The following is a 23,526-nucleotide window of genomic DNA, read 5'->3' on the forward strand; positions in this document are numbered from 1 at the left end:
TGGCCCATGAGGTTTGCGTGGATTTGCGCTTTAACGTTGCTGCTCACGGGCTGTGCCGGCTCCCAAATCATAGATACCAAACCCCTCCCACAACCCGAACAAGAGTTCCCCGAATTGAACGCGCTGCCGGTGAAGGGCCGCGCGCCAAAAACGGGGTATTCACGCGAGGCGTTTGGGGAGCGTTGGTCGGATAACGTCACCGTTGATGGCGGCCATAACGGCTGCGATACCCGCAACGATATACTCGGCCGCGACCTGGTGAACATCACTTTTAAGCCGGGCACGCGGGATTGCTTGGTGCTCAGCGGCACGTTGCAAGACCCGTACACGAACACCCAGATCGCCTTCGAGCGCGGCGAGGCCACTTCCCCGCTCGTGCAAATCGACCATGTGGTCTCCCTTTCGAACGCTTGGCAGACCGGTGCGCAGCAACTTACGCCCGAGCAACGCCAGGATTTTGCCAACGACCCGCGCAACCTACTCGCCGTGGATGGCCCCACCAACCAGCAAAAAAGCGATGGCGACGCCGCGACCTGGCTCCCCCCGAACGCCGCGTTCCGCTGCGAGTACGTGCAGCGCCAGATCGAGGTCAAGGCCAGTTACGGGCTGTGGGTCACCCCGCCGGAAAAGGAAGCCATGGCCCGCGTTTTGGCCTCCTGCGGGCAGCAGCAGATGCCCGCCGATCCCACCCCCGCGCCTTCGCAAGAAGATTCGGATGTGCTGTATCCGGATTGCAAGGCAGCGCGCGCGGCGGGTGCCGCCCCGATCTACCGCGGCCAGCCGGGGTACCGCCCCGAAATGGATGGCGACGGCGACGGCATTGCTTGCGAATCCGCGCGGTGACGTCCCGCCTTTGCGTGTCGACGCCGCGCCGGCCGCGCTATCGTCGCATCCACCTCGCACAGGTGGTTGCCCGTGATAAGCCCGGCCAGTGAAATAAAAACCACCAGGCTAAGGCCCAGTATGGTCATGGTTCGTGTCTCAAACACACCAGCCGCGACGGTCAGCAACCCCCATAAAAACGTGCCGTGCACACTAACCATCAGGTAGGTCTTTAGCCCGCCCGGCGGAATGCCCAGGATGCCCAGCAACCACGCGACTGTCAGGCCGGGGATCAGCAGGAACAGGTCGCCCGCGGTCAGGGAGGATCCCAGGTACGCAGACCCCAGAAAGGCCGCCGCCACCATCGCACAATATTTCCATTGCGTCATGCGTTCCCGGGTGGGTGGCATGCCTTTGAAAAACACGAGCATATTTACCACGCCCACCAGCCAGGGAAACAGGTCCGGCGGGATGGGCAATCGGGGCGGCTCTATACCCAGCGCGCGAAACAGAATAAAGGTAAGACTCGGCGCAATTAATCCCATCGGTATCACCGAGGCAAGGGCCTGCGCGATGCTAATTGGGTCGGCATTACGCATATTTCCCATCAACCAAAACAGCACGCAATACACCAGGCCGCTCAAACAGGAGGCACACATCAGGCAACCGATTATGGAAAGCAATGCAAAGCTGGATAGTTCGCCCGCATCCTGTTTCGGAAAGTTCATTCGGACGGATGCAATGGAAAGCACAAAGGCGCACGCCACAAACCCGAAGTATCGCAGGCGCATTAGCAACCGGCTACGCCTGTCCATCGCGCACCAACTCCAAAAGCACTTGCACCAGCTGGAAGGGTTGTTGCAACGCAGTTTCGAAATCCGCCTGCACCACCGGACGGCCCACCAGGCCGGTATCCTCGGGATCCCATTGTGCGCCGTAGATGCGCTGGCCGAGGCGTTGCGCCACCGCAGCGTTCGCGCAGCACACGGCGACAACCTCGGAGAGATCCACCCACATACGTTCGTTCGCGCTATGATCCGCCTCCACCACCACGCATTCCCGCAGCGCGTGGGCGCGCAACGCCTCAAGGTGCGGCACGCGCACCGCCGCGAGTTCGCTCGCACGCCCGAGAACCCGCGGGTCCTTGAGCCCGCGATACCGTTCCAGCTCCGCGGCAAGGATCCGTTGCTCCTTGCGCCAGGCTTCCGGCGCACAACGCTTGGTCAAAAACTCCGACACGTCGAGGTCAAACCCGGCGGGCAGCACGAAAAAGAACTGCATACCGGCAGTGGTGGTAAAGGCATTGCAGGTACCACCGGCGTTATATATCCGGGCCAGGGAGTCCTCGTTGCTCCGCAAGATGTAATGCTCGAGGAAATGAAGGCGGGTGGGATGCGCGGCGTCGATAGGCAAACGCAGGTCTATGATCACGACCTTGCATTCGCACGGCCACGCGATGCGGCAAGCTGTGATGGGGCCGAGGCCGCGTTCGTCGGCGTCTCGGAATTCGCTGGCGCGGCGCTGAAGTAATGCGGAGATGCTCATACAAAATCCAATGAACAATCTGTCGAATACAGCTCGGCGCACAGCGTTTCGGCCGTCATGGTCTGGATTTCCGCGAGGAGCGTGTCCCAGGTGCAGCGGGGTTCCATGAGCCGATACGGAAGCAGCGCTGTACCCCTGAAATGGGGTGGCTGGAAGCGCAGGTTTAACACCATGCCCGCTTTCGTACCGGCTAGCGAATCTGCGATCCAATCCGGATGCCGCAGGCTGGCGGCCACGCAATCGGCGATCGGATCGAATCCGGTGGGCTTTCGGAAGCGAAATGAAAGGCGCAATGCGAGTGTGATTTCGTCGAAGATCACTTCACAGTCGTAACACAATCCGTTTTCAATAACGCTTCTGATTGGGGAATGCGGATTGTTGTTTTGAAACATTCTCTCCAGCATTCGCCACGCAATCAGGCGTTTTAGGGAGAAAAACCCAAGTGGCTCAAACATCAGCGCCCCAGAAGTGTGTGCCGTGCCGGCGAGATTGGTCTTTGCTACCAGACCAATATTCGCCTCGGGCGGTTCGTGGTGGGCAAAGAATTCTTCCTCAGAGACGTATCTCAACTCTTTGCCCACTGGCGTAACTACCGTAGGCACAAACCCCAGTTCGGATGAGAAAGCCACTGGGTAATATCCAGTATAATAGTTGCCAACGATTCCGTACCTCACCTGAGTTTTATTCTTTCGATAAGGGCTCGTATATGCGGCCGAGCACCGCCGCAGAAACGGCATCACGCTCAGGTATTGCGGATACGTGAATCGCGTGGGGGAAATGGTCACGTGTTGCGCCATAGCAATCACTCCGCCTTACACGGACTTTGCAAACAACGTAACCAGCGCTTCGGCCCGATTGTCGCGCACCCAGGCGCAATAATTCTCGGCGCGATCCACCGCATTCACATTGAGCGCATGCAACAAACATCCGCGGCAATACGTGAGATGTTCGCATTCCGGCGGGCACCCAGTCTCCTCGCTGGGTGCGGGGGTTTCCCGCAATTTCAGCGCCATAGGCTGGGCAAAGAGATCCTCCCAGGAATCGCGGTGCACATTTCCAAATGAAAACGATTCTGGAAATAGATTGCACGGACGCAGATCACCATTGGCGCTCACCACAACGGAATTCGAACCGGCGCCGCAATTATCCCGCACGGCTATTTCGGAGCGTTGCTCCTCCTCCACGATGGGCAGAATGTGCTTGTATTTCTCTACCACTTCGGCGAGATAATCCAGGTATTCTTGGCCGCCTTGGCCCGCCTGCTGTTCCACCATGTCTTTGCCACGGCCGAACCCTTCGATGAAATTAAACACAAACATTTTGGCGCCGAGTTCGTGGGCCTGCTGCGCCATCGCTTCGAGTTCCCACATGTTTTCATCGAACAACACAGCGCTGATGCGCACGAAAATTCCTGCATTGGTGAGCCTGCGAATATTCGCCACGGTTTTCTCGTAGGCGCGCCGATGATTCCGCAACCTATTGTGCGTTTCCGGATTCGCGGAATCCAACCAAATGGATAGGGTGATGCGTTCGCGATGCGCCACCAAGAGTTCCAGCACGCGTTCGGTAAGAATCGTGGCGTTTGTAAACACCGCTACCTCGGAGAATTCCGCCAGCGCCACCTCCAGCATTGCCGGAAACTTGGGGTGCATAAACACTTCCCCACCGGTGAGTTGCATGCGATACACATGGGCTTTGCGCATCTGTTGGCACAGCGAAGTAAACGCCGCAAGATCCATTTTGTCCAAACGTTTCGGCCCCGCAGCGAGGTAACAATGCGCGCACGCTTCATTGCAGGTGTTTGTGATTTCTACAATCACCGAACGCGGCGAGGAGGCTTTCGCGGACTTCAGCACGGGGATTTCCACGGCGGGTGCTTTGCCACGCCCCGCCGACTCACTCACCGTGATTGCCTTGCGCTCCACCATTTGGAGGACGAAGCGTTCGATCCAATCGCGAGCCTTCGCCTCATCGAGGTGATGCTTTGTGCAAAACGAAGAAACAAATGTTGATGCTTGCTGGCACTCTTGGAGGTGTTGTAACAGCAATACCGCTGAATCGTTGACGTCGAAACCGTCCCATACCTGGGCGCCTTGATCATTGGGTTTCTTGTACGCAACGGTATTTCCGTTTGTGGTGGAATATATCTTTAGTTCGGGGGCTGGTTCGAGTAGAAGCGGCATAAGGTTACCTCGGTCGGGATGGTGTGCTACACCATCGCCCCAAAGGTGAACTCGTAGGCGACGATCACCGCGCCGGCGATCACGGGTGCGATGTATTTGCGGGGATGCCGAAACACATCACGTTCCGTCTTGACGTTCACCAAGGGGAACTTGATTTCGAGAAACACGCTGATCGCCGTGGCAAGCAGCGCGATAAACAAACCAAATGCAATGTCGAGCGGTTGGAAGATCCCCAACCACGCCGCAACAGTATTTAGAAACGCAATGCCAATAACAAAGATCGGGAAGATCGCAAGACCCATGCGCAGCGCGCTTCCCCGCTCATCACCGATAAGATGAATCTGGTTGCGGGTATCGTCCTCACGGCTCAAGATCGAGGTCAGTGGGGTATTCACGCAGGCCAGGATCCAGAACAATCGCACCGGACCGTCCTCCTTGCCAATGACGTATACGACCATGGCCGCAAACGCATTAATAAGCAGGAAGCTGCTCCACGCACGGGTATCCAAAAGCCCATTGACCACAAAGTAGTTATTGACCTTGGTGCGCACAAACCTCGAAACCGCGGATTCTTTCCCCGTGCGCAATCGCGGAATCCTGCACGGAAGCAGAGATAATGCAACCAACGCGATCACGCACAACGCAATACCCAACCAGGGATGTACGTATTGCGCCGCCAAGCCGATAGCAGCAACTATCCCGAACCCAATGTATCCTGCGCGCCGCACGGGAATAGTTTGGGTGAGGAACAAGACGGCGTCGATAAGCAAAAGGTACAGCATAAGTGCGGCAAACGCGCCGGCCGTACCTTTGCCCACCATGAACAGCAGTGCTAACAGTGGAATCCAGACTTCGAGAATAAACACCCCGCTCGCGACGAGAACATACGCCGCGACCAGTGTCTTTTCGCTGAAGGGGTACAGCAGCAGGCGCTCCAGACGCCCTTCGGCAAGCCAGCCGTTTTGAATCGTACGGACGAAAAACACCGCGCTCAGGCTCAGCCCGAGATACAGGGCGTTATATTCCATGGACGGAATCATGTCCGACAGGAAATACAGCAAAATCAGGACCGAAGCGCACGTAATAAGAACGCTACGGTTCAAAAATTCGCCGATAACGGCGTGGATACTCCACCGCAGATCGAGGTTTTTCAGAGAGGAGCTGGACAACATCTTTAGCTTCCCGCGGCACCGCGAACGGGCCGCTGAGTTGACCTTCTTTCAGTACGTACAACAGGTCGCAACAGCGAGTAAACGACTCCGCAATATGCGAGCTCAAAAACACCGAATGGCCCTGATCGGAATAGGCATTGATGCACTGATACAAAAACTCCGTGCCAACGAAATCCAAGAAATCCACCGGTTCGTCCAAGATCAGCAACGGCCTGCCTAGCACAAACGCACAGATCAGGCGCGCCTTCTTATTGTTGCCGCTGGACAGGTCCCGCATCTGCTTATCCTTGTGCGGTGCAAAGTGAAAGCCCTCCACCAAGGAGCTAATAAACTCCTCCTGCGGTTCGACTCGATACACGCCGCACAAATAATCCAAGAATTGGCGGAAACTCCAGGTGAAAAAACTACGATCGTCGGCGAAGACGGTATAGCGCTGCGCCTTGAACGCACGATCGGCTGGGGAGGTGAGCTTGGCATCCACGGAAAACTTGCCGCACTGCCAGCCGGGCAGGATACCCGAAATCCCCTTGATCAAAGTTGTCTTCCCGGCACCGTTGCCGCCCAATAATCCGACGACCTTGCCTGCTGGGATTTCAAGCCGCGCAGCCGAGGCGATAATCGTGTCCGGTTGGTACCAGACCTTAATATCCTCGGCCGCCAACCTGGGAGCCTTGAGTTCCTCCGGTGCCATTGGGCTACTCGGCGTTCTTGGGTTCACTCGAACGCTTCGCCGCCGCCTGAATGGTGGCCACGGCCAGCACGACTGTACCTGCACCCATGATTAAACTATCTGGGCCTACCCCATTGCGCACGAACAGCATGACAGTAATAGCAGCGAAAATAAGGGTCAGAATTGCTTTGATGACGAAGTTCATGATCCTCTCCTTGTGCATCTTTACACTGTGCGAAACAATGATTTGGTATCATTGCCCCTAACACCACCGAGCGCTCAGACTCTCGGAAAATAAACGAACGCTCGGTGGGGTTGGAGGATTGGGGCTTGCACTAATTCAGATGAAAGAGTGCGAGCCCCAGTCCGAACTCAAAGTCCGGAATTGGACCGGTAAGTGCACAGATTGCTCCTGCAGAGCAGGCAGAGCACCGCGATCCATTAACAACCTCAGCCGGTGTTAAATCGGTGTACATTTTCGCCTCCTTTCTTTCGACACAACCGACCGTACGCGACGCATATTTTTTGCGCTAGCTCATTTTTCATTTGCGGCTGTAAGATATTTCATATTGCCGCCCGAAAAAACCTCATGTTATTTTCATTTTTCTTATTCTGAGCGGGCGAAATGCCGCAAATTCGGGGCCAAACAGGGGGGGAGATCACGCTTCCGAAACGGCTTTGACCTGCGCAAAAGCCGCGAGATCAATGCCTGCCGCACGCTTTACCTTGGCGCAAGGTGTAGTTATTGCGAGGAAATCACAAACCAACACTTTGAAATCACATTGACATAAAGAACGCGCAAACTTCGTTACACACCCAGGCGACATAGAACGGTAGGTTAGCAAATATTTACCAAAATGAGTCATTTTGCAAAACGTGGTTCTTACATGCATAAACAAACTCTAAAAATCGCCCACCAAGAGACACCAATGCAAACCAACACCAAATGCCGTGTATTTCAGGCACGCGAACGGCGATGCACCGTTAGCCGACCATTTAATTCGAACACTCCTTAACTGCCACATACACCACACGCCAAGCGAAATAGATTCGCACAACGTAAGTTTGTTTTTGCTGGGAGTGCGTTTCGTTTAAGTAGGAATATTGCAGCACTCACTACGCCCACGATAAAAGGCGCAAGCCATCTAAAGTTTCGCTCATCCGTTCGGGAAATCGGGGCATCCAGCAAGGTTTAAGCAAAACCAAACTTTAACAATATGCACAGATAATCCGCCGCCCCCGAATGCTCGATCCAACGAGACAGCCCAAGCTCCGTTTAACACCCCCGAAATGGGCTAAGCTCGCGCAGCGGATCGGCGGGCAATGCGGCGCACCGCGGAACACACGAGCCCCAATCGCAAACGCCCCCATTTTAGGGGACTACGTAACACGCCCGAGCGCGCCCGCGATAGTTCCCCGAGCGTTTCAAGGAGGGAATGGCGGGCCCGAAGATGCCTCATCGGGGACGTGAAACGGCTAAAAATGACGGCTGCGGAGGGGGCCGCGGCGTCGAAAACCGGTACAACAGGCTCGGTGCAACCTCCACCGCGAACCCGCGCGCATTGCTACAGTGCAAAGTAAAAAGAGGTGGTACCGATGGAATACGCCCCCACGTTCATAGCAAACAATGTATTACGGCGAGCATTCGCAGAAAACAACGCCATCAACCCGGCAAAACTGCAAGCCATCCTGTACTTCATTGCCAGCGAATACCAAAAGGAAACACACGAACCGCTGTTTGATGAACCCTTTGAAACCCTGCAATACGGCTCGCGATTACGCAGCGTGCTGTATGAATTCCGCGAGTTTCAACGCGACAACATCACACGCTTTGCCAGCGACGGCGGCACCGAGCCACCCATGATCCACGAAAGCGCAGACCCAGCGTTACACCGCGCAATCGAACGCGTGTGGGATGCGGCGAAAGCGCGAAGCGTCGAAGAACTCTCGCACATTATCCAGCTGGAAAACTCGGCCTGGCACAAATCATTTCAGGCGGAAAACCCGTATGTAACCTCGGCGAACATCGCGGCGGACACGACGTATTCCCGCGAGCTCGGGTTGGTGTAGCGCGGGCGTGGCCACAGCGGGCGGTCGGCGCGGACCAGCGGCAAGCGGACCGGCACCCCCACCGGCCCAGCCGAACGCACCGGCCCGCCCCGCCTACTACCTAGTCAAACTTGTACTCCTCGTTGCGCGTGCGCTTGATTTCAAAGAAGTGCGGGTACGCGGCGAGCTGCACGGCGGCGTCGAAGATTTTGCCGGCGTCTTCGCCGCGCGGGATCCGGGTCAGCACGGGCCCGAAGAAGGCCACGTCGCCGACCTTCACCACTGGGGTTCCAACGTTATCTCCGACCGCGTCCATTGCTTCGTTGTGGTAGGAGCGCAATTGGCCGTCGAAGGTGGTGGTGTAGGCGGCGTCGAAACGTTCGGCGGGCAGCCCGCACGCCTCAAGTGCGGCGATGAGCGTTTCTTGGTATCCAGACTTGCTGAATTTCGGTGCCACTCCGCCGTTGTGGATGCGGGTGCCCAGTTCAGTGTAGAACTTGTCCAGAACGTCCAGCCCGTCGTTGACGGCTACGGCTGCGGAGACGCGGGCGGGTGCCCATGCTGCTTCCATCATGCGCTGGTAGTCGCCGGGCAGGTCGCGCCCGTGGTTGAGCACGGACAGGCTCATGGGCCGCCATTCCACTGTGACGTCGCGGACTTTTTCCACTTCTTTGATCCAGCGTGACGTGATCCAGCAATACGGACAGGTTGCGTCAAACCAGAACGTGACATTTGTGGTCATTTTTCTCACCATGCTTCCGAGGATCGATGTGTTTTCATTGAGTCTGCTGCTAATCCCATCAGTTCATCCATGTACGCGCCTTGTGGTAGCGGTACGGTTCGCAGCGTTCGCAATGTACGTTGCTCGAACCCGTTTGCAATTTTCAAGGGGGCAACGGTGTCCTGCGGCAAGGTCGCACCTTCTGTATCGATCACGGCGACGGTGCGCCTTGCGGTGGCTTGGGTCATTCCCTCATAGTAATCACCGGTGGGCCCGCGCGGGAGGGCTCTAGGCCAATTCTCGGTCACATTTTGGGCTTACTACGCTAGGTAAGTATGACCTCTCTTAACCTCACGCGGGCGGAGGCTCGGGCCCGCGCGGCACTCGTCAAAGTGCAGCATTACGATATTTCGCTCGACCTTTCCGAAAGCGAATCTACGTTCTCTTCGATTACCGTTGTGCGCTTCCATTCCGGCGCCGGCTCCACCTTTATTGACCTGCGCGCCGCGAAAGTCTCCGAAGTGCTTCTCGACGGCCGCGACATCACTCCCACCGTATATTCACCGGAAGCGGGCCTTCCGCTCGACCTTACGGAAGGTGAACATGCCCTTCGCATCACCGCCACCTGCGAATACACGCACACGGGTGAGGGCATGCACCGTTTCGTGGATCCGGCCGACAATGAGCCATACCTATATACTCAGTTCGAAACGGCCTTTGCCAAGCAAGTGTTCGCATGCTTCGATCAGCCGGACATGAAGGCCACCTATTCCCTGCAGGTGATCACGCCCCAGGGGTGGCGGGTGATCGGCAATGGTGCGCAGCAGGTGGATTCCTCAGGCGAGCGCCTGATCCACACCTCCCAGGTGGATTACCCGCTGTCCACCTACCTCGTTGCCGTATGCGCCGGCCCCTATCACGAGGTAACGGATACCTGGCGCGGCACCCTGACGCACCACCCGGAAACCCCGGCCGATCAGCCGCACGAGCTGGAGGTCCCGCTGGGCATCTACTGCCGCAAGTCCCTGGCCGAGCACCTCGATGCGGAACGGCTCTTTACCGAGACCAAACAGGGTTTCGACTGGTACCACGAGCACTTCGGCATGGCGTACCCCTTCCACAAGTACGATCAGATCTTCTGCCCCGAATACAACTGGGGCGCCATGGAAAACGCGGGCTGCGTCACCATTCGTGATGAATACGTGTTCGCCTCCAAGGTCACCGGATACCTGTACGAACGCCGCGCCGATACCGTGCTGCACGAGCTCGCCCATATGTGGTTCGGCGACCTCGTCACCATGGAATGGTGGGACGATCTGTGGCTCAACGAATCCTTTGCCACCTGGGCCGCAGCGCTGAGCCAATCCGAGGCGACCGAGTACCGCAACGCCTGGGTGACCTTTGCCAATGTGCAAAAGTCCTGGGCCTATCAGCAGGATCAGCTCCCCTCCACCCACCCCGTTTTCGCCGACGCGGCCGACGTCCAAACGGCCGAACAGAACTTCGATGGCATCACCTATGCGAAGGGTGCCTCCCTGCTCAAACAGCTCCAAGCATACGTGGGCCGCGACGCATTCTTAGCGGGCGTGCGCAGCCACTTTGCCAATCATGCGTTCAGTAATGCAACGTTTGCGGACCTGCTGAGGACGTTGGCCGCGGCGTCGAAACGCGACCTGTCGGGGTGGGCAAACCAGTGGTTGACCACGACGGGCATCACCACGCTACGCCCACAATTCACAGTACAGAACGGCTGCTACCTCACCTTCGATGTGGCGCAATCCGGGGGTGAGCCGCGCGACCACCGCATCGCAATCGGCCTCTACTCGCTTATCGACGGCCGCGTCCAACGCACCCACCGCGTCGAACTCGACGTCGCCGGTGCCACGACGCCGGTCCCGGAACTCAAGGAAGTTCCCGTGGCGGATCTCGTGCTGGTCAATGACGACGATCTCACGTATTGCACCATCGGCCTCGACCCCGAATCGCTCCGCTTTATCACCGAACACATTGGCGATATTAGCGATCCGATGCCGCGCACCCTGTGCTGGTCGGCCGCCTGGGAAATGACCCGCAACGCGCAGCTGCGGGCGCGCGACTTCCTCGAGTTGGTGATCCGTGGAGCGGGTGCGGAAACCGAAATCTCTGTATTGGAACGGCTGCTGGATCAGGCGCGCATCGCCGTCACCTCGTACGCCGACCCCGAATGGGCGCGGGAGGTCGGCAACGCCCGGCTATCGCGTTTCCTCCTCGCCGGTGCCCGCGCCGCCGAGCCAGGATCGGACTTCCAGCTAGCCTTTGTCAAGGCCTTGGCCAGGGTCCAGCTGCACGAAGAGGCGCTGGACTTCTTCCGCGACTTGGATCTGGCTGGTCTGGTTGTGGACCGGGATCTGCGGTGGCTGGCGCTGACGGCGTTGATCGCGCACGGAAAAGTGAAGGATGTCACGTCCACCATTTCGGGGGAACTTTCCCGTGACAATTCCTCCACAAGCCAAATGTTTGCTGAGCGTGCGCAAACAGCCGTCAACACCGCTGCGGCGAAACTCACCGCCTTCGAATCGTTGACCTCTGGCACGCTCAGCAACCTCCAATTGCGCCATCAGCTGGAGGGCTTCACATGGGCTGGATCGAGTCCGAATCTTCAGCAATTCAATGAGCGTTTTTTCGAGTTGGCCCCAAGCATTTGGGCTGGCGGCTCCTCCGAAATCGCACTGAAAACGCTCGTGGGCCTCTACCCATCGTGGGACATTTCCGACGCAGGCCTCGCCCGCGCGGACGCATTCCTCACATCTGCTACCCACCCGGCGGGGTTAGTTCGCGTGATCTCGGAAGAGCGTTCTAGAGTCGAACGCGCGCTAAGAAACCGCAGGTACGACGGCCAGAAACCTTAACAAATCGTGGTCTTTCCTAAACGCGAAGGGTTGAGCGGGGGTAGTAAAGATGAAGAGCATTTCATTTAAATCTCACGCGAGCTTCACCTTCGCGTTTCATACTGAAATGTATGAAAAATCTTGGTCGCTTTGTGCCTCTCGTCGGAGCACTCGGAGGTCTCGTGGTGCTCGCGGTGGGTGGCACGGCACTCGCGGGTGGCACAGCCGAACCCAAGATTGATCCCAAGCCCGTCACGTTTAAGGTAACCACAACTCCCCCAGAAAAAACGGAGGAAACACTGACCTCGGAGCCCGCGCCGGAACCCCAACCTGACCCCGCGCCGGCGCCGGAGCCCATTCAAAACAATCCGGCGGCGCCGGCCCCGCAGCAGCAGGCGCCTCCACCGGCGGCGCCCCCTCCCCTACCTCCACTGCCTCAAATCGAAATCCCCATCCATATCCCACCTTTCGTTCCACCGGTGGTTCTTGATGATGACGACTTTGACTTTGAGGATGATTGATTTTGAATTGGATTGGCACTTCAGTTCGTTGGCGGATCGTCCTTTGGATTGTGGCGACCGTATTGTTGGCGCTGTTAGCCGTAACGCTGACCACGCGTACGATTTTGCGATCCCAAGTCGTCGCCGAAGCGAATTCCTCCGTCGAACTAGAAATCAACGAATTTAGAGCCTTTGTTCAGCAAGGCACCAACCCTAAGACCTCGAAACCGATTACTGATACCCGCGAGCTGATCGAGCTGTATTTGGCCCGCCAGATGGTGGGCCCGGACGAATTGCTTGTGGGCCGCGCTAATGACGCATTATTGCAGGTAGACCTGTCCGCCCTCACGGAAAGTTATATCCCTAAAGATAAGGATAAGATCGGCAAGGTTGTCGGCACGATCATGGATTCCGATAAGGTTTCCGGCGTTATGCACGACGATGAGCTGGGCACGATTCACTGGGGCCGTGTGGACGTGGTGACCAATAACAAGGAGACCGGTTCCTTCGCCGTGATGGTGTTTACGGATGAATCGCAACGCCAGGTGACGGAGCAGACCGCGGTGATCGCGAGCGTCGGCGCCGGCGGTTTGGCCATGACGGTGCTGATCGCGTGGCTGGTGGCCGGCCAGATCCTGGTTCCCATCCGAAATCTGCGGAAGGTGGCGTCCGGCATTACCGATACTGATCTCACCCGGCGCGTCCCAGTCGCCGGTAATGACGAGATTGCCCAGCTCGCGATTACCTTCAACGATATGTTGGACCGGCTGGAGGCCGCATACCAGGTGCAACGGCAGTTTGTCGACGACGCGGGACACGAGCTCCGCACGCCCATTACGGTGATCCGGGGCCAGCTCGAGTTGTTGGAAGTTGCCACCGAGGATCAGCGTGATCGTTCGGTCGCCCTCGCGATCACCGAGCTGGATCGCATGACCCGCATTGTGACGGATCTGTTAACGCTGGCCATCGCGAATTCCGCAGATTTTATTACCACCGCCAAGGTCGATGCTGCGGAACTTCTGATCGATATCGAAGAAAAGGCGCTGGTCATGGCCATCCGTGACGTTGTAATTACAGGCGTAGCAGAGGGCCAGGTGGTGTTGGATGAGCAGCGCGTCACGCAGGCGATGTTGGAGCTTTACAATAACGCCGTCAGCCACACCATGCCGGGCGACCAGATCGAATTGGGCAGCGCCTTTTTGAATACCGGCCCGGACCGCTTGCTGCGCCTGTGGGTGAAGGACCATGGCCCCGGCATCCCGGAGGACAAGCTGCCCACGCTGTTCGACCGCTTTACCCGCGCCGATGGCGCGAGCCGGGATACCCGCACCCGCAATAAGCACGGTGCCGGTTTGGGCTTGTCCATCGTCCGGGCGATTGCAGACGCCCATAATGGCTGCGCCTGGGTGGAGTCCACTGTGAATGTGGGGTCCACGTTCGGCCTAGATCTTCCGGCCCCCGAATTCATCGACCAAGACTTAGACCTAGACCCCTTGGAGGACCCTTCATGAGCCGCATCCTGATCGCTGAAGATGATCACGGCATTGCAGACTTTATCCACCGCGGCCTCACCGCGGCAGGCTTCGCCTGCACGATTACGGAAAGCGGCGATGAGGCCTTTTCGCTGGCCAATTCGGGTGCCTACGATCTCCTGATCTTGGACTTGGGGCTGCCCGAGGTGGATGGCGGCGAGGTGCTCAGCCAATTACGAAAGGCGAAAAACAACCTCCCGGTGATCGTGCTCACGGCGCGCACGAAGATTGAAGACCGGGTGCGTACCCTGGAAGGAGGGGCCGATGATTATATGCCGAAGCCTTTTCAGTTTGCGGAATTGTTGGCGCGCGTAAAGCTGCGCCTGACGGACCGCAATACTCGGGACAGCGATACCAATATTTTGTCCCGTGGAAATCTTTCCCTTGATTTACGGACCCAACGAGTCCATGTTGCAGGCAAAACTCACGACTTGACCCGCCGCGAAGCCAGCCTGCTTGAAACGTTTTTGCGGCACCCCGACCAGGTTCTGTCCCGCGCCCAATTGCTCAGCAAGGTGTGGGGCATGGACTTTGACCCAGGCTCGAACGTCGTCGACGTGTACGTGCGCACCCTTCGCAAGAAGATCGGCGCGAAGCGCGTGGAAACGGTTCGCGGCACTGGGTATCGATTGAGGTGAAACAATGCACGACGACTGTGCAGCTACAGTTCCAATAAAAGCAGTCGAACTCCCCGAACAATCCGGCCCCGCCCGGTGGTCCACCAAGCCTCCGAGCACGCAGGAATACGAACGCCCGCGTACCCAATTCTCCATGCCCCCATGGCGAAAGATCACGCCGCCGATAGTCGGCTTCCTGATCCTCGTATCGCTGCTCACCCGCATGCCGGAGGACCTCAACTCCGATGCGAAACTCACGTTGACCACCTTCGCGGCCGCGGTTTGGTTCTGGGTGTTCACGGATATCGACGATACGTATATCGCGCTCAGCGCCGCGACGATCCTCACGGTCGCCGGTGTCATCCCCGTATCCGAGCTCTATGGCACGCTCGGGGATGACACCGTGTGGCTGCTGATCGGCGCGTTTATCATCGCATCTGCTGTATCCGCCTCCGGCCTCGCGGAGCGGGGCGCCATCGGTATCACCCGCGGCGTGACCTCGCCGCGCGTCCTTGTCCACCTCATTACCCTGACCATCGTGTGCACCGTGTATGCGGTGCCCGCCACCTCAGGGCGCGCGGCACTGGTGATCCCAGTGTTCCTCGCCCTCGCCCACGCCCTCGGGGAACGGGATCGCTGGCTGACTCAATCGCTAAGTTTGATCTTCCCGGTGACCATCCTGTTCTCCGCCGTGGGTTCCCTAATCGGCGCCGGCGCGCACCTGATCACCAACCAGATCCTCACCGCGAACAGCCTGGAGGCGATCAGCTTCACCCAGTGGTTGCTCTTCGGCCTGCCGCTGGCGCTCATTTCCTCCCACGGGGCGGCGGAGGTGATCCTGTTCCTGACCACCACCAAGGAACAGCGCCGCTCCGAGATCGATATCAATGCGGACGCCTTCAGCGAAAACACCCGCGCGCTGACCTCTTGGGAGATCCGCACGCTGCTGGTGTTGATTATTTCCGTGGTGCTGTGGAGCACGGAAAACCTACACGGAATCCATCCAGCCCTCGTGGCCCTGATCGGCGGCCTGCTGATCACCTGCCCGTGTTTCGGTTCCGTCACGCTCAGCGACGCGATCAAAAAGATCCCCTGGTCACTGCTGCTTTTTATGGCATCCACCCTGACCATGAGCCGCGCATTGTCCCACTCCGGTGCCGCCGAGGTACTGGCGCACGCGCTGCTCAGCACGCCGTCGCACAATGTGTTCGCCGGGATCATCTTTATCGTGACGGTGATCCTGCTCTCCACATTCGCGCACCTGGTGGTGCAATCGCGATCTGCCCGTTCCGCAGTGCTGATCCCCCTGGTGATCTTGCTGGCCCCCAGCGTGGGCGTGAACCCCATCGCCGCGGCGTTTATTTCCACCGCCGCCGCCGGGTTCTGCCACACTTTGCCGGCATCTGCTAAGCCGTTGGCCATGTTTAAGGCCGTAGGCAATGAAACCAATGTCGATGTATTCGATGAAAAACAGCTGCTCCGCGTAGCCGTATTCCTCCTGCCAATGCACCTAGTGCTGTGCCTAGTGTTTGCCTTTGGCATTTGGCCGCTGCTGGGACTTCCGGTATTCCAATAACCCTCCAACGACCTTTCAAGGACTGAGTCACACAATGACTGTATATATGCCCGAGCGTATTCTTGTTGCCCCATCAGGTTTCAAGGAAAGCCTCTCCGCCATCGAAGTTGCCGACGCCATCGCCGCAGGTGTGCGGCGCGTGTACCCCGGCGTCCACGTGGACACCTACCCGGTTCCCGACGGCGGCGAAGGCACCTTGGAGATCCTGGCCACCCGCGCCGAAACCATCCCCCACAGCCTCGAAGTCACCGGCCCGGTCGGGCGCAGCGTGACCGCCACCTGGCTGGAATTGCCAAACCACACCGGCGTGATCGAAATGGCCTCCGCCGCGGGCCTGCGCTTGGTTCCGCACGACCAGCGCGACCCCGGCGCGACCACCACATTTGGGGTCGGACAGCTCATTGCGGATGCCCTGGACCACGGCATGCGGCACATCATCGTCGGCTGCGGGGATTCCGGCACCAGCGATGGTGGCGCGGGTGCCCTCCAGGCCCTTGGCGTGCGCATACTCGACGCGCGTGGAGCTGAAATCCCGGCGGGCGGTGCTGCGCTCATCGATGCCGCGGCCGTCGATACGTCTGGTTTGCATCCGGCGTGGAAATGCGCAAAGGTGCAGCTCGCCTGTAATATGCATAATGTGTTTACGGGACCGCGCGGCGTGGCCGCCGTTTTCGGGCCGCAGAAGGGGGCTTCTCCGGAGCAAGTGTCGCTTCTCGACGCCGCGCTCACCAACTTTGCTCGCCTGCTTACCGAACACTGCTCCCCCACCGTCGACCTGTACACCGGACCAGGCACCGGCGCATCCGGAGGCCTGGGTGCGGGCCTTGCCGCGCTCGGCGCACAGCTAGAAAACCGATTCGATGTGCTGTTGGGTAGCGTTTCCGCTGGACCGACCGGCTCCTTGGACGAACTCATCGCACAGGCGGACCTCATTATCACCGCCGAGGGCGCCATCGATTTCCAAACGCCACACGGCAAGGTTCCCGCCGAAATCGCGCGCCGCGCACAAACCACCGGAGTGCCCGTGCTGGCGTTGGCCGGATCGTTGGGCAAAGGGGCGCCGAGCGTGCACGATGTGGGTATCAGCGCCATCGCTTCCATCATGAACGTACCCATGGATTTCGAACAGGCTGTCAAGAATGGCGGCACCCTGCTTGCCGACGCCACGGAACGCACCATGCGGCTCGTGCAACTCGGCTCAGCCATCAATGGGCGGAGCGCGCGCAAGGCCTTAAGGCTTCAAGCTGTGTAACGAACAACCTTAAAATTCGGCACATTTTCAAGTTTCCACTAGCGAATATTCAGGAAGCGCGCCTAAGCTTTGCACTATGAAACGCCGTGGATTTATCAAGCTCGCTCTATTCTCATCGGTGCTTGCGGCCTGCTCAAACAGCGGCACAACCACCGAGGATTCCACTGGTGCCGCCGCCTCCAGTGCCGAATTGCCATCTGAATTGGTGTTTGATTCGAAGGGCTATACGGAAAAGACAACCACCATCAACGATGTGGAAGTGGAATACCGGGAATGGTCCGGAGTGGTGTACGTATCCAAGCCCGTGGACACCAACTACCAATGCCTGAACATCAAGCAACCCACCAAGGTGGGCGGCAAAGATGTGGACCCGTCCGGGATGCCGATCGTGTTCGCCCTGAATATCGGCGGATATATTTCCTCCTCGCCGAATAATCAGGGCGGCCCTGGTGGCCCCATCGATTCAACGCAGACCCCACCAACCGATAATCCGAGCGGTCCGCCCAACGGTGGTGGTGATGGCGGCGAGGTACCCTCTGGATCCGGCGAACAAATGGCTCGCGGACAGCGCGTTGATGTCGGTGACTACGCCTTGATCAATGGTTTGACTGTGGTTGTACCAGGGGCCCGCGGCCGAGACAATCAAGCCGACGATGGCACTTACTATGGAAAAGCACCCGCAGCCATCGTGGATCTCAAGGCCGCAGTTCGCTATCTCAAGGCCAATGCGGACACCATCCCGGGCAACACCAACCGCATCGTCTCTTCCGGCAGCTCCGCCGGTGGAGCTCTCTCCGTGCTACTCGGCGCCTCGGGCGACAGCGACCTCTATACAAATGACCTCAAAGCCATCGGTGCTGCCGAGACTTCCGACGCTATCCACGCAGCCGCCGGATACTGCCCGATTACAGATCTTGAATACGCTGACGCCGCCTACGCATGGTGCTTCCTAGAAACCAGCGACGAGGCAAAAGAGCTGGCAGAAGCATTCTCGGCCCGCATGAAAGAACTTGGATTAAAGGATTCATCTGGCAAGGAACTCACCGCAGATAACTTGGCAGAACACATCCTGAAGACCCACGTGCAACCGGCCGCGAAACGCTACCTTGAAAATCTCAGCGAGGAAGACCGCGCCACGTATGAGGGCGAAAACTCCTGGGTGAAGGATGACTTCAGTTGGGAAGAATACATCTCCTACGTTGGGCACAAAAAGACCTCTCCAGCCTTTGATAAACCGGATCTCAGTACCGGCGAAAACATCCTTTTCGGCAGCAGTACCGAAAATGCCCGCCACTTCACCGAACGTGGGCAAGGCGGAAAGGTAGAAGACGACGTCCAAGAAGCAGTAATACGCATGAATCCCATGCGATTCCTTGCGGACGAGTACGAAAAGCGCGCCAAGCACTGGTTCCTACGCGTTGGCACAAAGGACTCTGACACCAGCCTCACAATAGTAAGCAATCTTGACTCGTTACTGAGAGGTATCGGAGACTCGGTGGACACCGCTTACTATTGGGATGGCGGCCACGGCGCCAACGAAGATCCAGACAAATTCATCGACTGGGTCAAATCCCTCGGCTAAACGCGCGCGGTCAGATCCCTCGGCTAAACATCCGCGCCCTGCCCGGCGATCTCCCTCGCCTGCCGGGCGGGGTATAGGCCGAAGCGGCGCAAACCGAGTGGCTTGCTGGCGGTCCCCGCCCGATAAGGATAGGTTGTGTGCTGCACATGAAGTTTTTTACACACGACGAAAGCCGATTTCTGTGTAATTTTCATCATTCAGGGCCGCCTGGGGCCGCCGCCGCGATATTTTTTACACAGATTTCTGGCTTTTGATGTAAAAAATATCGGTAGACACCGTTCAACTCCCGAAGTTCGAATAGGTTGTGCACTGCCTAACGTATCAAAATGGGGCGATTAACGGAACTCGGCCATGGTCGACTAAGGGTAGCGAATTCCAAGGCCTCAGCGAGGCTGCTACGGCGCCATATTTCCATCGGCTTCAATATATGAGGTTATATGTTCTTCTTGGCTGGAAATGATGCGCCCAAAATTTGGCTTGGCGGGCCTCTGCGTGATGGATTCTTTCGGGTTTCTGGCATCGCCGATCTCACGGCGCCGACCTCGGCGCCACTTGCTATGGATCCATAGCCATCCTCGAACCCCTCCGCACGCCGTGGCGCCGACAGGGCAAAAGTGCGCAGCACAACCTGCTCCCATGGCAAGTGAGTCGGCGGGGTATAGGCCGAAGCGGCGCAAACCGAGTGGCTTGCAGGCGGTCCCCGCCCGATAAGGATAGGTTGTGTGCTGCGCATGAAGTTTTTTACACACGAAAGCCGAATTCTGTGTAATTTTCATCGCTCAGGGCCGCCTGGGGCCGCCGCCGCGATATTTTTTACACAGATTTCTGGATTTTGATGTAAAAAATATCGGTAGACACCGTTCAACTCCAGATGTAGTAATAGGTTGCGGACAACCGAAAGTCCATAATAACGTCACTGTGACGAAATTCGGCCGCCATAGTTATAGCACAGCGAAATTCGGGCGCTCAGAGAGGATTTTTAGATCACGCGCAACTAATGGAACCCCGCCGCGCCCGCTTCACCCCCGAAGCATCACATCCCCGCCGCGCCCGCTTCACCCCGGAACCACATCGCCTGCGCATCGCCCGCGCCCCTCCCCCGCAACCTGAGAAACATCCGCGCGGACCATCCAACGGACTAGCAGGAACAATGCGCCGTCGACAATGAGCATTTTCAGGGCGAGCACGCCGAGCCCATTACCGATCTCCACGGGGGTGTTCCAAAGAAAATGGCACAGGTAGCCGCAAAACACCAGGGCGATCCCGCTCAACCAACGCCGAGCCAGCAGCAACATCACGCCCACCCCAGCGAAGGCGGAAAATGCCCAGTGGGACGCCAGGGCGGTAAAGAGCCGCAGCACGGCGGTGATCAGGGCCCCTTCCACATCGCTGTTCGGATCCTCCACAGCACCCCGCGCCACATAGAAAATGTTTTCGGCGGTCTGGAAACCCAACCCGACGCAGGCCCCGATGCAAAACCCCTGCACGGGATGGCGCAGCCCGCACAGGACGGCGATTAGCAGGATAAGCACGCTTTTTGCCCATTCTTCAGTAAACGGCCCAGCGATGGCGGGCTGCCAATCTTCCGCATGGTTCGGGATCACATAATAAAGGAATCCGAACGCCTGATTGCCTTGCATGGCCACCCAGGTCGCCCCGCACGCGCCTAGCAGAAACGCCACGCTGGCAACGCTCGGCCGCAAGGGCCGGCTTTGGGAGCAATGCCAGATCACCACCCCGCAAAGGACTGGCGCGAGCAGCACAACCATCCCGCCGGCCAGCACGGCGGAGTTCACCCGCGCGGCCATGAGTTCCATATAGGAGAGGTACCCGACCACCCCTAACGCCAGCATCACCCACCACAGCGCGGATCGCGGCTGGTAAACGCGGTTCATGTCACCTCCACGGTCAGCTCTCGGAGTAGTTCCTCGATGGCCACCGGCTGGGTCGCATCGGTGCTGGTAGAGGTGATGGCAACCAGGTAGTCCTGGTGTGTGATCACGGTGCATTGTCCCCCGCTCATGGCGTCGGCGTGCAGGCTGCACCGGTAGCCTTGGTAGCGGGCGCCGAGGAGGGGGGCGTCGATACGCGCGTTGTCCATGCGGTTGGAAATGTAGCGCTGAGCGCCGGCGTCTGGGTCGCGCACGCCGCTGACTATGCGCACAGCAATCCGCTGCGTCCCTCGCTCATATGTTCGAGCGTCGCGATTGGTGCCTAAAACACGCTCAAAGCCTTGGGGCACTTGGAAGCGCGCGGCGCCTTGGCCCACGCGAACCTCCTCCTGACCTGCGGCTACGGTGTGACGTGGCACGACTGCGTTCAGCGACGCTGGTACTGCCCACGGCACGGCTAGCAAAAAGAGGACCAATAATGCGAGTCGAACATCGTGTAGGAATACAGTGGTTGGCATGGAAACCTTCTATGACACGGTCGGCGGCGAGGCAACGTTTCGGAGCATCGTCCACCACTTCTACCAGCAGGTACGCACTGATGACATCTTGGGCCCAATGTATCCGGCGGATGATTGGCAGGGCGCCGAGGACCGCCTCCGCATGTTTCTCGCGCAATATTGGGGCGGCCCGCAGACTTACCAAGCCGAACGCGGTCACCCCCGGCTGCGCATGCGCCACTTCCCGTTTACTATCGACGCCGCGGCCCGCGACCGCTGGCTGCAACTCATGCGCAATTCCATCGACACCATTGACGCTGACACGCTGGATGACGCGCACCGCGCAGCCTTGTGGGATCACATGGAGCGCGTGGCCAATATGCTCGTCAACGTAGAATAATCGCATGGAAATCGCCATCATCGGGGGTGGCCCGCGCGGGATCTCCATTTTGGAGCGCCTGACCGCGGTACCGCCCGCCGAGCCCCTCCGCATCCATTTCATCGACGCCATGCAGCCTGGCGCCGGCGAAATCTGGCGCACGGATCAAACACGCATTCTGTGCATGAATACCCTGGCCGGCGAGGTCACGCTGTTTACCGAGCCGGGCGCCTCGGTGCGCTTGCCGGTGCGCGAGGGCCCCACGCTGTTCGAATGGGCGGGCGGCGCCTGGCCCGCCGGGTCGCATCCGGAGCGCGCCGTGTATGGCGAGTATTTGCGCTGGGTCTACGCCTGGGTGCTCGAACACCTGCCCGATCACGTGACGGTGATCGAACATACAGACCGAGTCGTGCGCATCGAAGGCGAGACGCTAGAGCTCGCCAGCGGGCGCAGCATTACCGCCTCCCGCATCGTCTATGCGGGTGGTTGGCTGCGCACTGAAGATACACCGGTGCCGCGGCGCGTGGCACCGGATAATCCGGTGGACCAGGACTATTCCGGCATCCCCGCCGGTGCGAATGTGCTGGTGCGCGGGTTGGGCATGGGTTTCTTTGACACGATGGCGTTGCTGACCCTCGGCCGCGGCGGGCGCTTTACCGAAGCTGGCGGCGGCAAGCTGCGCTATGTGGCGAGCGGGAGGGCACCCAGGCTGATTGTCACCTCGCGGCGGGGCTACCCGTTCCTGCCGAAACCCGAATATGGTGGCGAACTTCCGCCGCCCGCCGTATTGGCCAATACCCGGCGGGTGACGCGGGAGCTGCGGGATCGACCGAGCATCGATTTCGGCGCGGAGGTGCTGCCCGCGATCATGGAGGATGCGCGGCTCGCATACGATCCTCAAGCGAGCGCCGCGGAATTCGCACAGGTATTGGAACGGGTGGCGGCTCCATGGGGTGCCCCGGGAACGCTCGAAAGCATTACCGAATTGATCGCGGATGGGCTGCGTGAGGATATTGCCGAAGCGGCACGTGGCGCGGCCTCACCGTTGAAGTCCGCGCTGCGGGAGATCGGTGCCGCACGGAAGTCCATAACCCTGTTGGGCGCGGGTGGGCGCTACACCCCGGATTCCATGCGCAGCACGTTCAAGGACTTTATGGCCTTTGCACGGCTGGTGGGTTTCGGCCCGCCGGCGTTCCGGAGCCGCGAGCTATTGGCGCTGGTGGAGGCCGGGATCGTAAGGTTCGCGGGCCGCGCGGAATCGCTGAGCGGCAGCTTTAGTTTGCGCTCGCGCGACCTTACTCAGCCGGTGCATGCCGAATATCTGATTGAGGCCCGCCTGCCCGCACCGGATATCCGCCGCACCGCCGACCCCGTGCTTCGGGACCTTTTGGAGCAGGGGCGAATCCGGCCGTTTTGCCTAAGCAATGGTTCGCCAACCGCTTCGATCGATGTTGAAATATCCACCGGGCGGGTTATCCACCGCGATGGGACCGTGGACGAGGCATTGCATATGGCTGGCATACCGCTCAATACGCTGATCGGGTTTACCACCATCAGCCCGGTACCCGGCACGGATGCCCCCATGCTGCAAGAAACCGACCGTGTGGCACGGAGCCTGCTTGGTTGGCAAGGGTGAGCGAATGCGCGCAGCCGTGGCCAGCAACGCAGCG

General features: G+C 58.9%; 23 protein-coding genes. 11 read left to right on the forward strand and 12 right to left on the reverse strand.

What is annotated here, in order from left to right; genetic code table 11:
* Positions 1-6: 6 nt before the first annotated feature.
* Entirely contained in the window at positions 7-843 is an 837-nt protein-coding gene (locus CCANI_RS10690) for a GmrSD restriction endonuclease domain-containing protein (protein ID WP_146324140.1), read from the forward strand.
* Here CCANI_RS10690 and CCANI_RS10695 read toward each other — a convergent pair.
* The 8 genes from CCANI_RS10695 to CCANI_RS13580 all read right to left on the reverse strand — a co-directional run bounded on the left by CCANI_RS10695 (position 768) and on the right by CCANI_RS13580 (position 6,868).
* Positions 768-1,550 (reverse strand): hypothetical protein, encoded by a 783-nt coding sequence (locus tag CCANI_RS10695; protein WP_146324139.1) that lies wholly within the window; start codon positions 1,548-1,550, stop codon positions 768-770. The genes CCANI_RS10690 and CCANI_RS10695 overlap by 76 nt on opposite strands.
* A 73-nt stretch (positions 1,551-1,623) precedes the next feature.
* Complete coding sequence (locus tag CCANI_RS10700) at positions 1,624-2,367, reverse strand: hypothetical protein (RefSeq protein WP_146324138.1); 744 nt, start codon at positions 2,365-2,367, stop codon at positions 1,624-1,626.
* On the reverse strand, positions 2,364-3,164 hold the full coding sequence (locus CCANI_RS10705) for a hypothetical protein (protein ID WP_290211153.1): 801 nt from the start codon (positions 3,162-3,164) through the stop codon (positions 2,364-2,366). The genes CCANI_RS10700 and CCANI_RS10705 overlap by 4 nt, the downstream gene beginning before the upstream one ends.
* A 15-nt stretch (positions 3,165-3,179) precedes the next feature.
* On the reverse strand, positions 3,180-4,550 hold the full coding sequence (locus tag CCANI_RS10710) for a radical SAM/SPASM domain-containing protein (protein WP_146324136.1): 1,371 nt from the start codon (positions 4,548-4,550) through the stop codon (positions 3,180-3,182).
* Positions 4,551-4,576: 26 nt separating this feature from the next.
* Positions 4,577-5,578, reverse strand: a complete 1,002-nt coding sequence (locus tag CCANI_RS10715) for a hypothetical protein (protein WP_290211159.1) — start codon at positions 5,576-5,578, stop codon at positions 4,577-4,579.
* 64 nt (positions 5,579-5,642) lie between these two features.
* Positions 5,643-6,413 carry an ATP-binding cassette domain-containing protein gene (locus CCANI_RS10720; RefSeq protein ID WP_146324134.1) on the reverse strand — a complete coding sequence of 257 codons (771 nt, stop codon included), beginning with the start codon at positions 6,411-6,413 and terminating at the stop codon, positions 5,643-5,645.
* 4 nt (positions 6,414-6,417) lie between these two features.
* A complete protein-coding gene (locus CCANI_RS10725) occupies positions 6,418-6,597 on the reverse strand; it encodes a hypothetical protein (RefSeq protein ID WP_146324133.1) in 180 nt (59 codons plus the stop codon).
* 130 nt (positions 6,598-6,727) lie between these two features.
* Complete coding sequence (locus CCANI_RS13580; protein WP_146324132.1) at positions 6,728-6,868, reverse strand: subtilosin A family bacteriocin; 141 nt, start codon at positions 6,866-6,868, stop codon at positions 6,728-6,730.
* A 1,120-nt stretch (positions 6,869-7,988) separates the two neighbouring features.
* On the opposite strand from CCANI_RS13580, the gene CCANI_RS10730 reads away from it, so the two are divergent.
* Positions 7,989-8,462 carry a Panacea domain-containing protein gene (locus CCANI_RS10730; protein WP_146324131.1) on the forward strand — a complete coding sequence of 158 codons (474 nt, stop codon included), beginning with the start codon at positions 7,989-7,991 and terminating at the stop codon, positions 8,460-8,462.
* Positions 8,463-8,562: 100 nt separating this feature from the next.
* Here CCANI_RS10730 and CCANI_RS10735 read toward each other — a convergent pair whose 3' ends face one another.
* Both CCANI_RS10735 and CCANI_RS10740 read right to left on the reverse strand, forming a co-directional pair.
* Positions 8,563-9,183, reverse strand: coding sequence for a mycothiol-dependent nitroreductase Rv2466c family protein (locus tag CCANI_RS10735; protein ID WP_146324130.1), 621 nt, complete (start codon positions 9,181-9,183; stop codon positions 8,563-8,565).
* A 5-nt stretch (positions 9,184-9,188) separates the two neighbouring features.
* Entirely contained in the window at positions 9,189-9,410 is a 222-nt protein-coding gene (locus CCANI_RS10740) for a hypothetical protein (protein WP_146324129.1), read from the reverse strand.
* An 87-nt stretch (positions 9,411-9,497) separates the two neighbouring features.
* On the opposite strand from CCANI_RS10740, the gene pepN reads away from it, so the two are divergent.
* From pepN to CCANI_RS10775, 7 genes are all read left to right on the forward strand, one after another.
* Positions 9,498-12,050 (forward strand): aminopeptidase N, encoded by a 2,553-nt coding sequence (gene pepN / locus CCANI_RS10745; protein WP_146324128.1) that lies wholly within the window; start codon positions 9,498-9,500, stop codon positions 12,048-12,050.
* Between the two features lie 110 nt (positions 12,051-12,160).
* Positions 12,161-12,550, forward strand: a complete 390-nt coding sequence (locus CCANI_RS10750) for a hypothetical protein (protein ID WP_146324127.1) — start codon at positions 12,161-12,163, stop codon at positions 12,548-12,550.
* 50 nt (positions 12,551-12,600) lie between these two features.
* Positions 12,601-14,040 (forward strand): sensor histidine kinase, encoded by a 1,440-nt coding sequence (locus CCANI_RS10755; protein ID WP_246118199.1) that lies wholly within the window; start codon positions 12,601-12,603, stop codon positions 14,038-14,040.
* A complete protein-coding gene (locus CCANI_RS10760) occupies positions 14,037-14,699 on the forward strand; it encodes a response regulator transcription factor (protein ID WP_146324126.1) in 663 nt (220 codons plus the stop codon). Before CCANI_RS10755 ends, CCANI_RS10760 begins: the two co-directional genes overlap by 4 nt.
* A gap of 4 nt (positions 14,700-14,703) precedes the next feature.
* Complete coding sequence (locus CCANI_RS10765; protein ID WP_246118198.1) at positions 14,704-16,254, forward strand: SLC13 family permease; 1,551 nt, start codon at positions 14,704-14,706, stop codon at positions 16,252-16,254.
* Between the two features lie 34 nt (positions 16,255-16,288).
* Entirely contained in the window at positions 16,289-17,506 is a 1,218-nt protein-coding gene (locus tag CCANI_RS10770) for a glycerate kinase family protein (RefSeq protein ID WP_146324125.1), read from the forward strand.
* A gap of 76 nt (positions 17,507-17,582) precedes the next feature.
* Positions 17,583-19,088 (forward strand): alpha/beta hydrolase family protein, encoded by a 1,506-nt coding sequence (locus CCANI_RS10775; protein ID WP_246118197.1) that lies wholly within the window; start codon positions 17,583-17,585, stop codon positions 19,086-19,088.
* A gap of 1,055 nt (positions 19,089-20,143) precedes the next feature.
* Here CCANI_RS10775 and CCANI_RS10780 read toward each other — a convergent pair.
* Positions 20,144-20,983 (reverse strand): PrsW family intramembrane metalloprotease, encoded by an 840-nt coding sequence (locus CCANI_RS10780; RefSeq protein WP_186750201.1) that lies wholly within the window; start codon positions 20,981-20,983, stop codon positions 20,144-20,146.
* Entirely contained in the window at positions 20,980-21,498 is a 519-nt protein-coding gene (locus CCANI_RS10785; RefSeq protein WP_146324123.1) for a hypothetical protein, read from the reverse strand. Before CCANI_RS10785 ends, CCANI_RS10780 begins: the two co-directional genes overlap by 4 nt.
* Here CCANI_RS10785 and CCANI_RS10790 point away from each other — a divergent pair.
* Positions 21,497-21,877 carry a globin gene (locus tag CCANI_RS10790; RefSeq protein ID WP_186750198.1) on the forward strand — a complete coding sequence of 127 codons (381 nt, stop codon included), beginning with the start codon at positions 21,497-21,499 and terminating at the stop codon, positions 21,875-21,877. The two genes, CCANI_RS10785 and CCANI_RS10790, sit on opposite strands and share 2 nt — an antisense overlap.
* A gap of 4 nt (positions 21,878-21,881) precedes the next feature.
* A complete protein-coding gene (locus CCANI_RS10795) occupies positions 21,882-23,492 on the forward strand; it encodes an FAD/NAD(P)-binding protein (protein WP_146324121.1) in 1,611 nt (536 codons plus the stop codon).
* Positions 23,493-23,526: the final 34 nt, after the last annotated feature.

Source organism: Corynebacterium canis (assembly GCF_030408595.1).
Classification (GTDB): domain Bacteria; phylum Actinomycetota; class Actinomycetes; order Mycobacteriales; family Mycobacteriaceae; genus Corynebacterium; species Corynebacterium canis.

Bases quoted from the DNA above. Each gene is read 5' to 3' on its own strand.
- CCANI_RS10735 (WP_146324130.1), bottom strand. From the start codon at position 9,183: ATGACCACAAATGTCACGTTCTGGTTTGACGCAACCTGTCCGTATTGC.
- CCANI_RS10705 (WP_290211153.1), bottom strand. From the start codon at position 3,164: ATGGCGCAACACGTGACCATTTCCCCCACGCGATTCACGTATCCGCAA.
- CCANI_RS10790 (WP_186750198.1), top strand. From the start codon at position 21,497: ATGGAAACCTTCTATGACACGGTCGGCGGCGAGGCAACGTTTCGGAGC.
- CCANI_RS10770 (WP_146324125.1), top strand. From the start codon at position 16,289: ATGACTGTATATATGCCCGAGCGTATTCTTGTTGCCCCATCAGGTTTC.
- CCANI_RS10725 (WP_146324133.1), bottom strand. From the start codon at position 6,597: ATGAACTTCGTCATCAAAGCAATTCTGACCCTTATTTTCGCTGCTATT.
- CCANI_RS10740 (WP_146324129.1), bottom strand. From the start codon at position 9,410: ATGACCCAAGCCACCGCAAGGCGCACCGTCGCCGTGATCGATACAGAA.
- CCANI_RS10775 (WP_246118197.1), top strand. From the start codon at position 17,583: ATGAAACGCCGTGGATTTATCAAGCTCGCTCTATTCTCATCGGTGCTT.
- CCANI_RS10695 (WP_146324139.1), bottom strand. From the start codon at position 1,550: ATGAACTTTCCGAAACAGGATGCGGGCGAACTATCCAGCTTTGCATTG.
- CCANI_RS10750 (WP_146324127.1), top strand. From the start codon at position 12,161: ATGAAAAATCTTGGTCGCTTTGTGCCTCTCGTCGGAGCACTCGGAGGT.
- CCANI_RS10780 (WP_186750201.1), bottom strand. From the start codon at position 20,983: ATGAACCGCGTTTACCAGCCGCGATCCGCGCTGTGGTGGGTGATGCTG.
- CCANI_RS10700 (WP_146324138.1), bottom strand. From the start codon at position 2,367: ATGAGCATCTCCGCATTACTTCAGCGCCGCGCCAGCGAATTCCGAGAC.
- CCANI_RS10785 (WP_146324123.1), bottom strand. From the start codon at position 21,498: ATGCCAACCACTGTATTCCTACACGATGTTCGACTCGCATTATTGGTC.
- CCANI_RS13580 (WP_146324132.1), bottom strand. From the start codon at position 6,868: ATGTACACCGATTTAACACCGGCTGAGGTTGTTAATGGATCGCGGTGC.
- CCANI_RS10710 (WP_146324136.1), bottom strand. From the start codon at position 4,550: ATGCCGCTTCTACTCGAACCAGCCCCCGAACTAAAGATATATTCCACC.
- CCANI_RS10715 (WP_290211159.1), bottom strand. From the start codon at position 5,578: ATGGAATATAACGCCCTGTATCTCGGGCTGAGCCTGAGCGCGGTGTTT.
- CCANI_RS10720 (WP_146324134.1), bottom strand. From the start codon at position 6,413: ATGGCACCGGAGGAACTCAAGGCTCCCAGGTTGGCGGCCGAGGATATT.
- CCANI_RS10730 (WP_146324131.1), top strand. From the start codon at position 7,989: ATGGAATACGCCCCCACGTTCATAGCAAACAATGTATTACGGCGAGCA.
- CCANI_RS10690 (WP_146324140.1), top strand. From the start codon at position 7: ATGAGGTTTGCGTGGATTTGCGCTTTAACGTTGCTGCTCACGGGCTGT.
- CCANI_RS10760 (WP_146324126.1), top strand. From the start codon at position 14,037: ATGAGCCGCATCCTGATCGCTGAAGATGATCACGGCATTGCAGACTTT.
- pepN (WP_146324128.1), top strand. From the start codon at position 9,498: ATGACCTCTCTTAACCTCACGCGGGCGGAGGCTCGGGCCCGCGCGGCA.
- CCANI_RS10765 (WP_246118198.1), top strand. From the start codon at position 14,704: ATGCACGACGACTGTGCAGCTACAGTTCCAATAAAAGCAGTCGAACTC.
- CCANI_RS10795 (WP_146324121.1), top strand. From the start codon at position 21,882: ATGGAAATCGCCATCATCGGGGGTGGCCCGCGCGGGATCTCCATTTTG.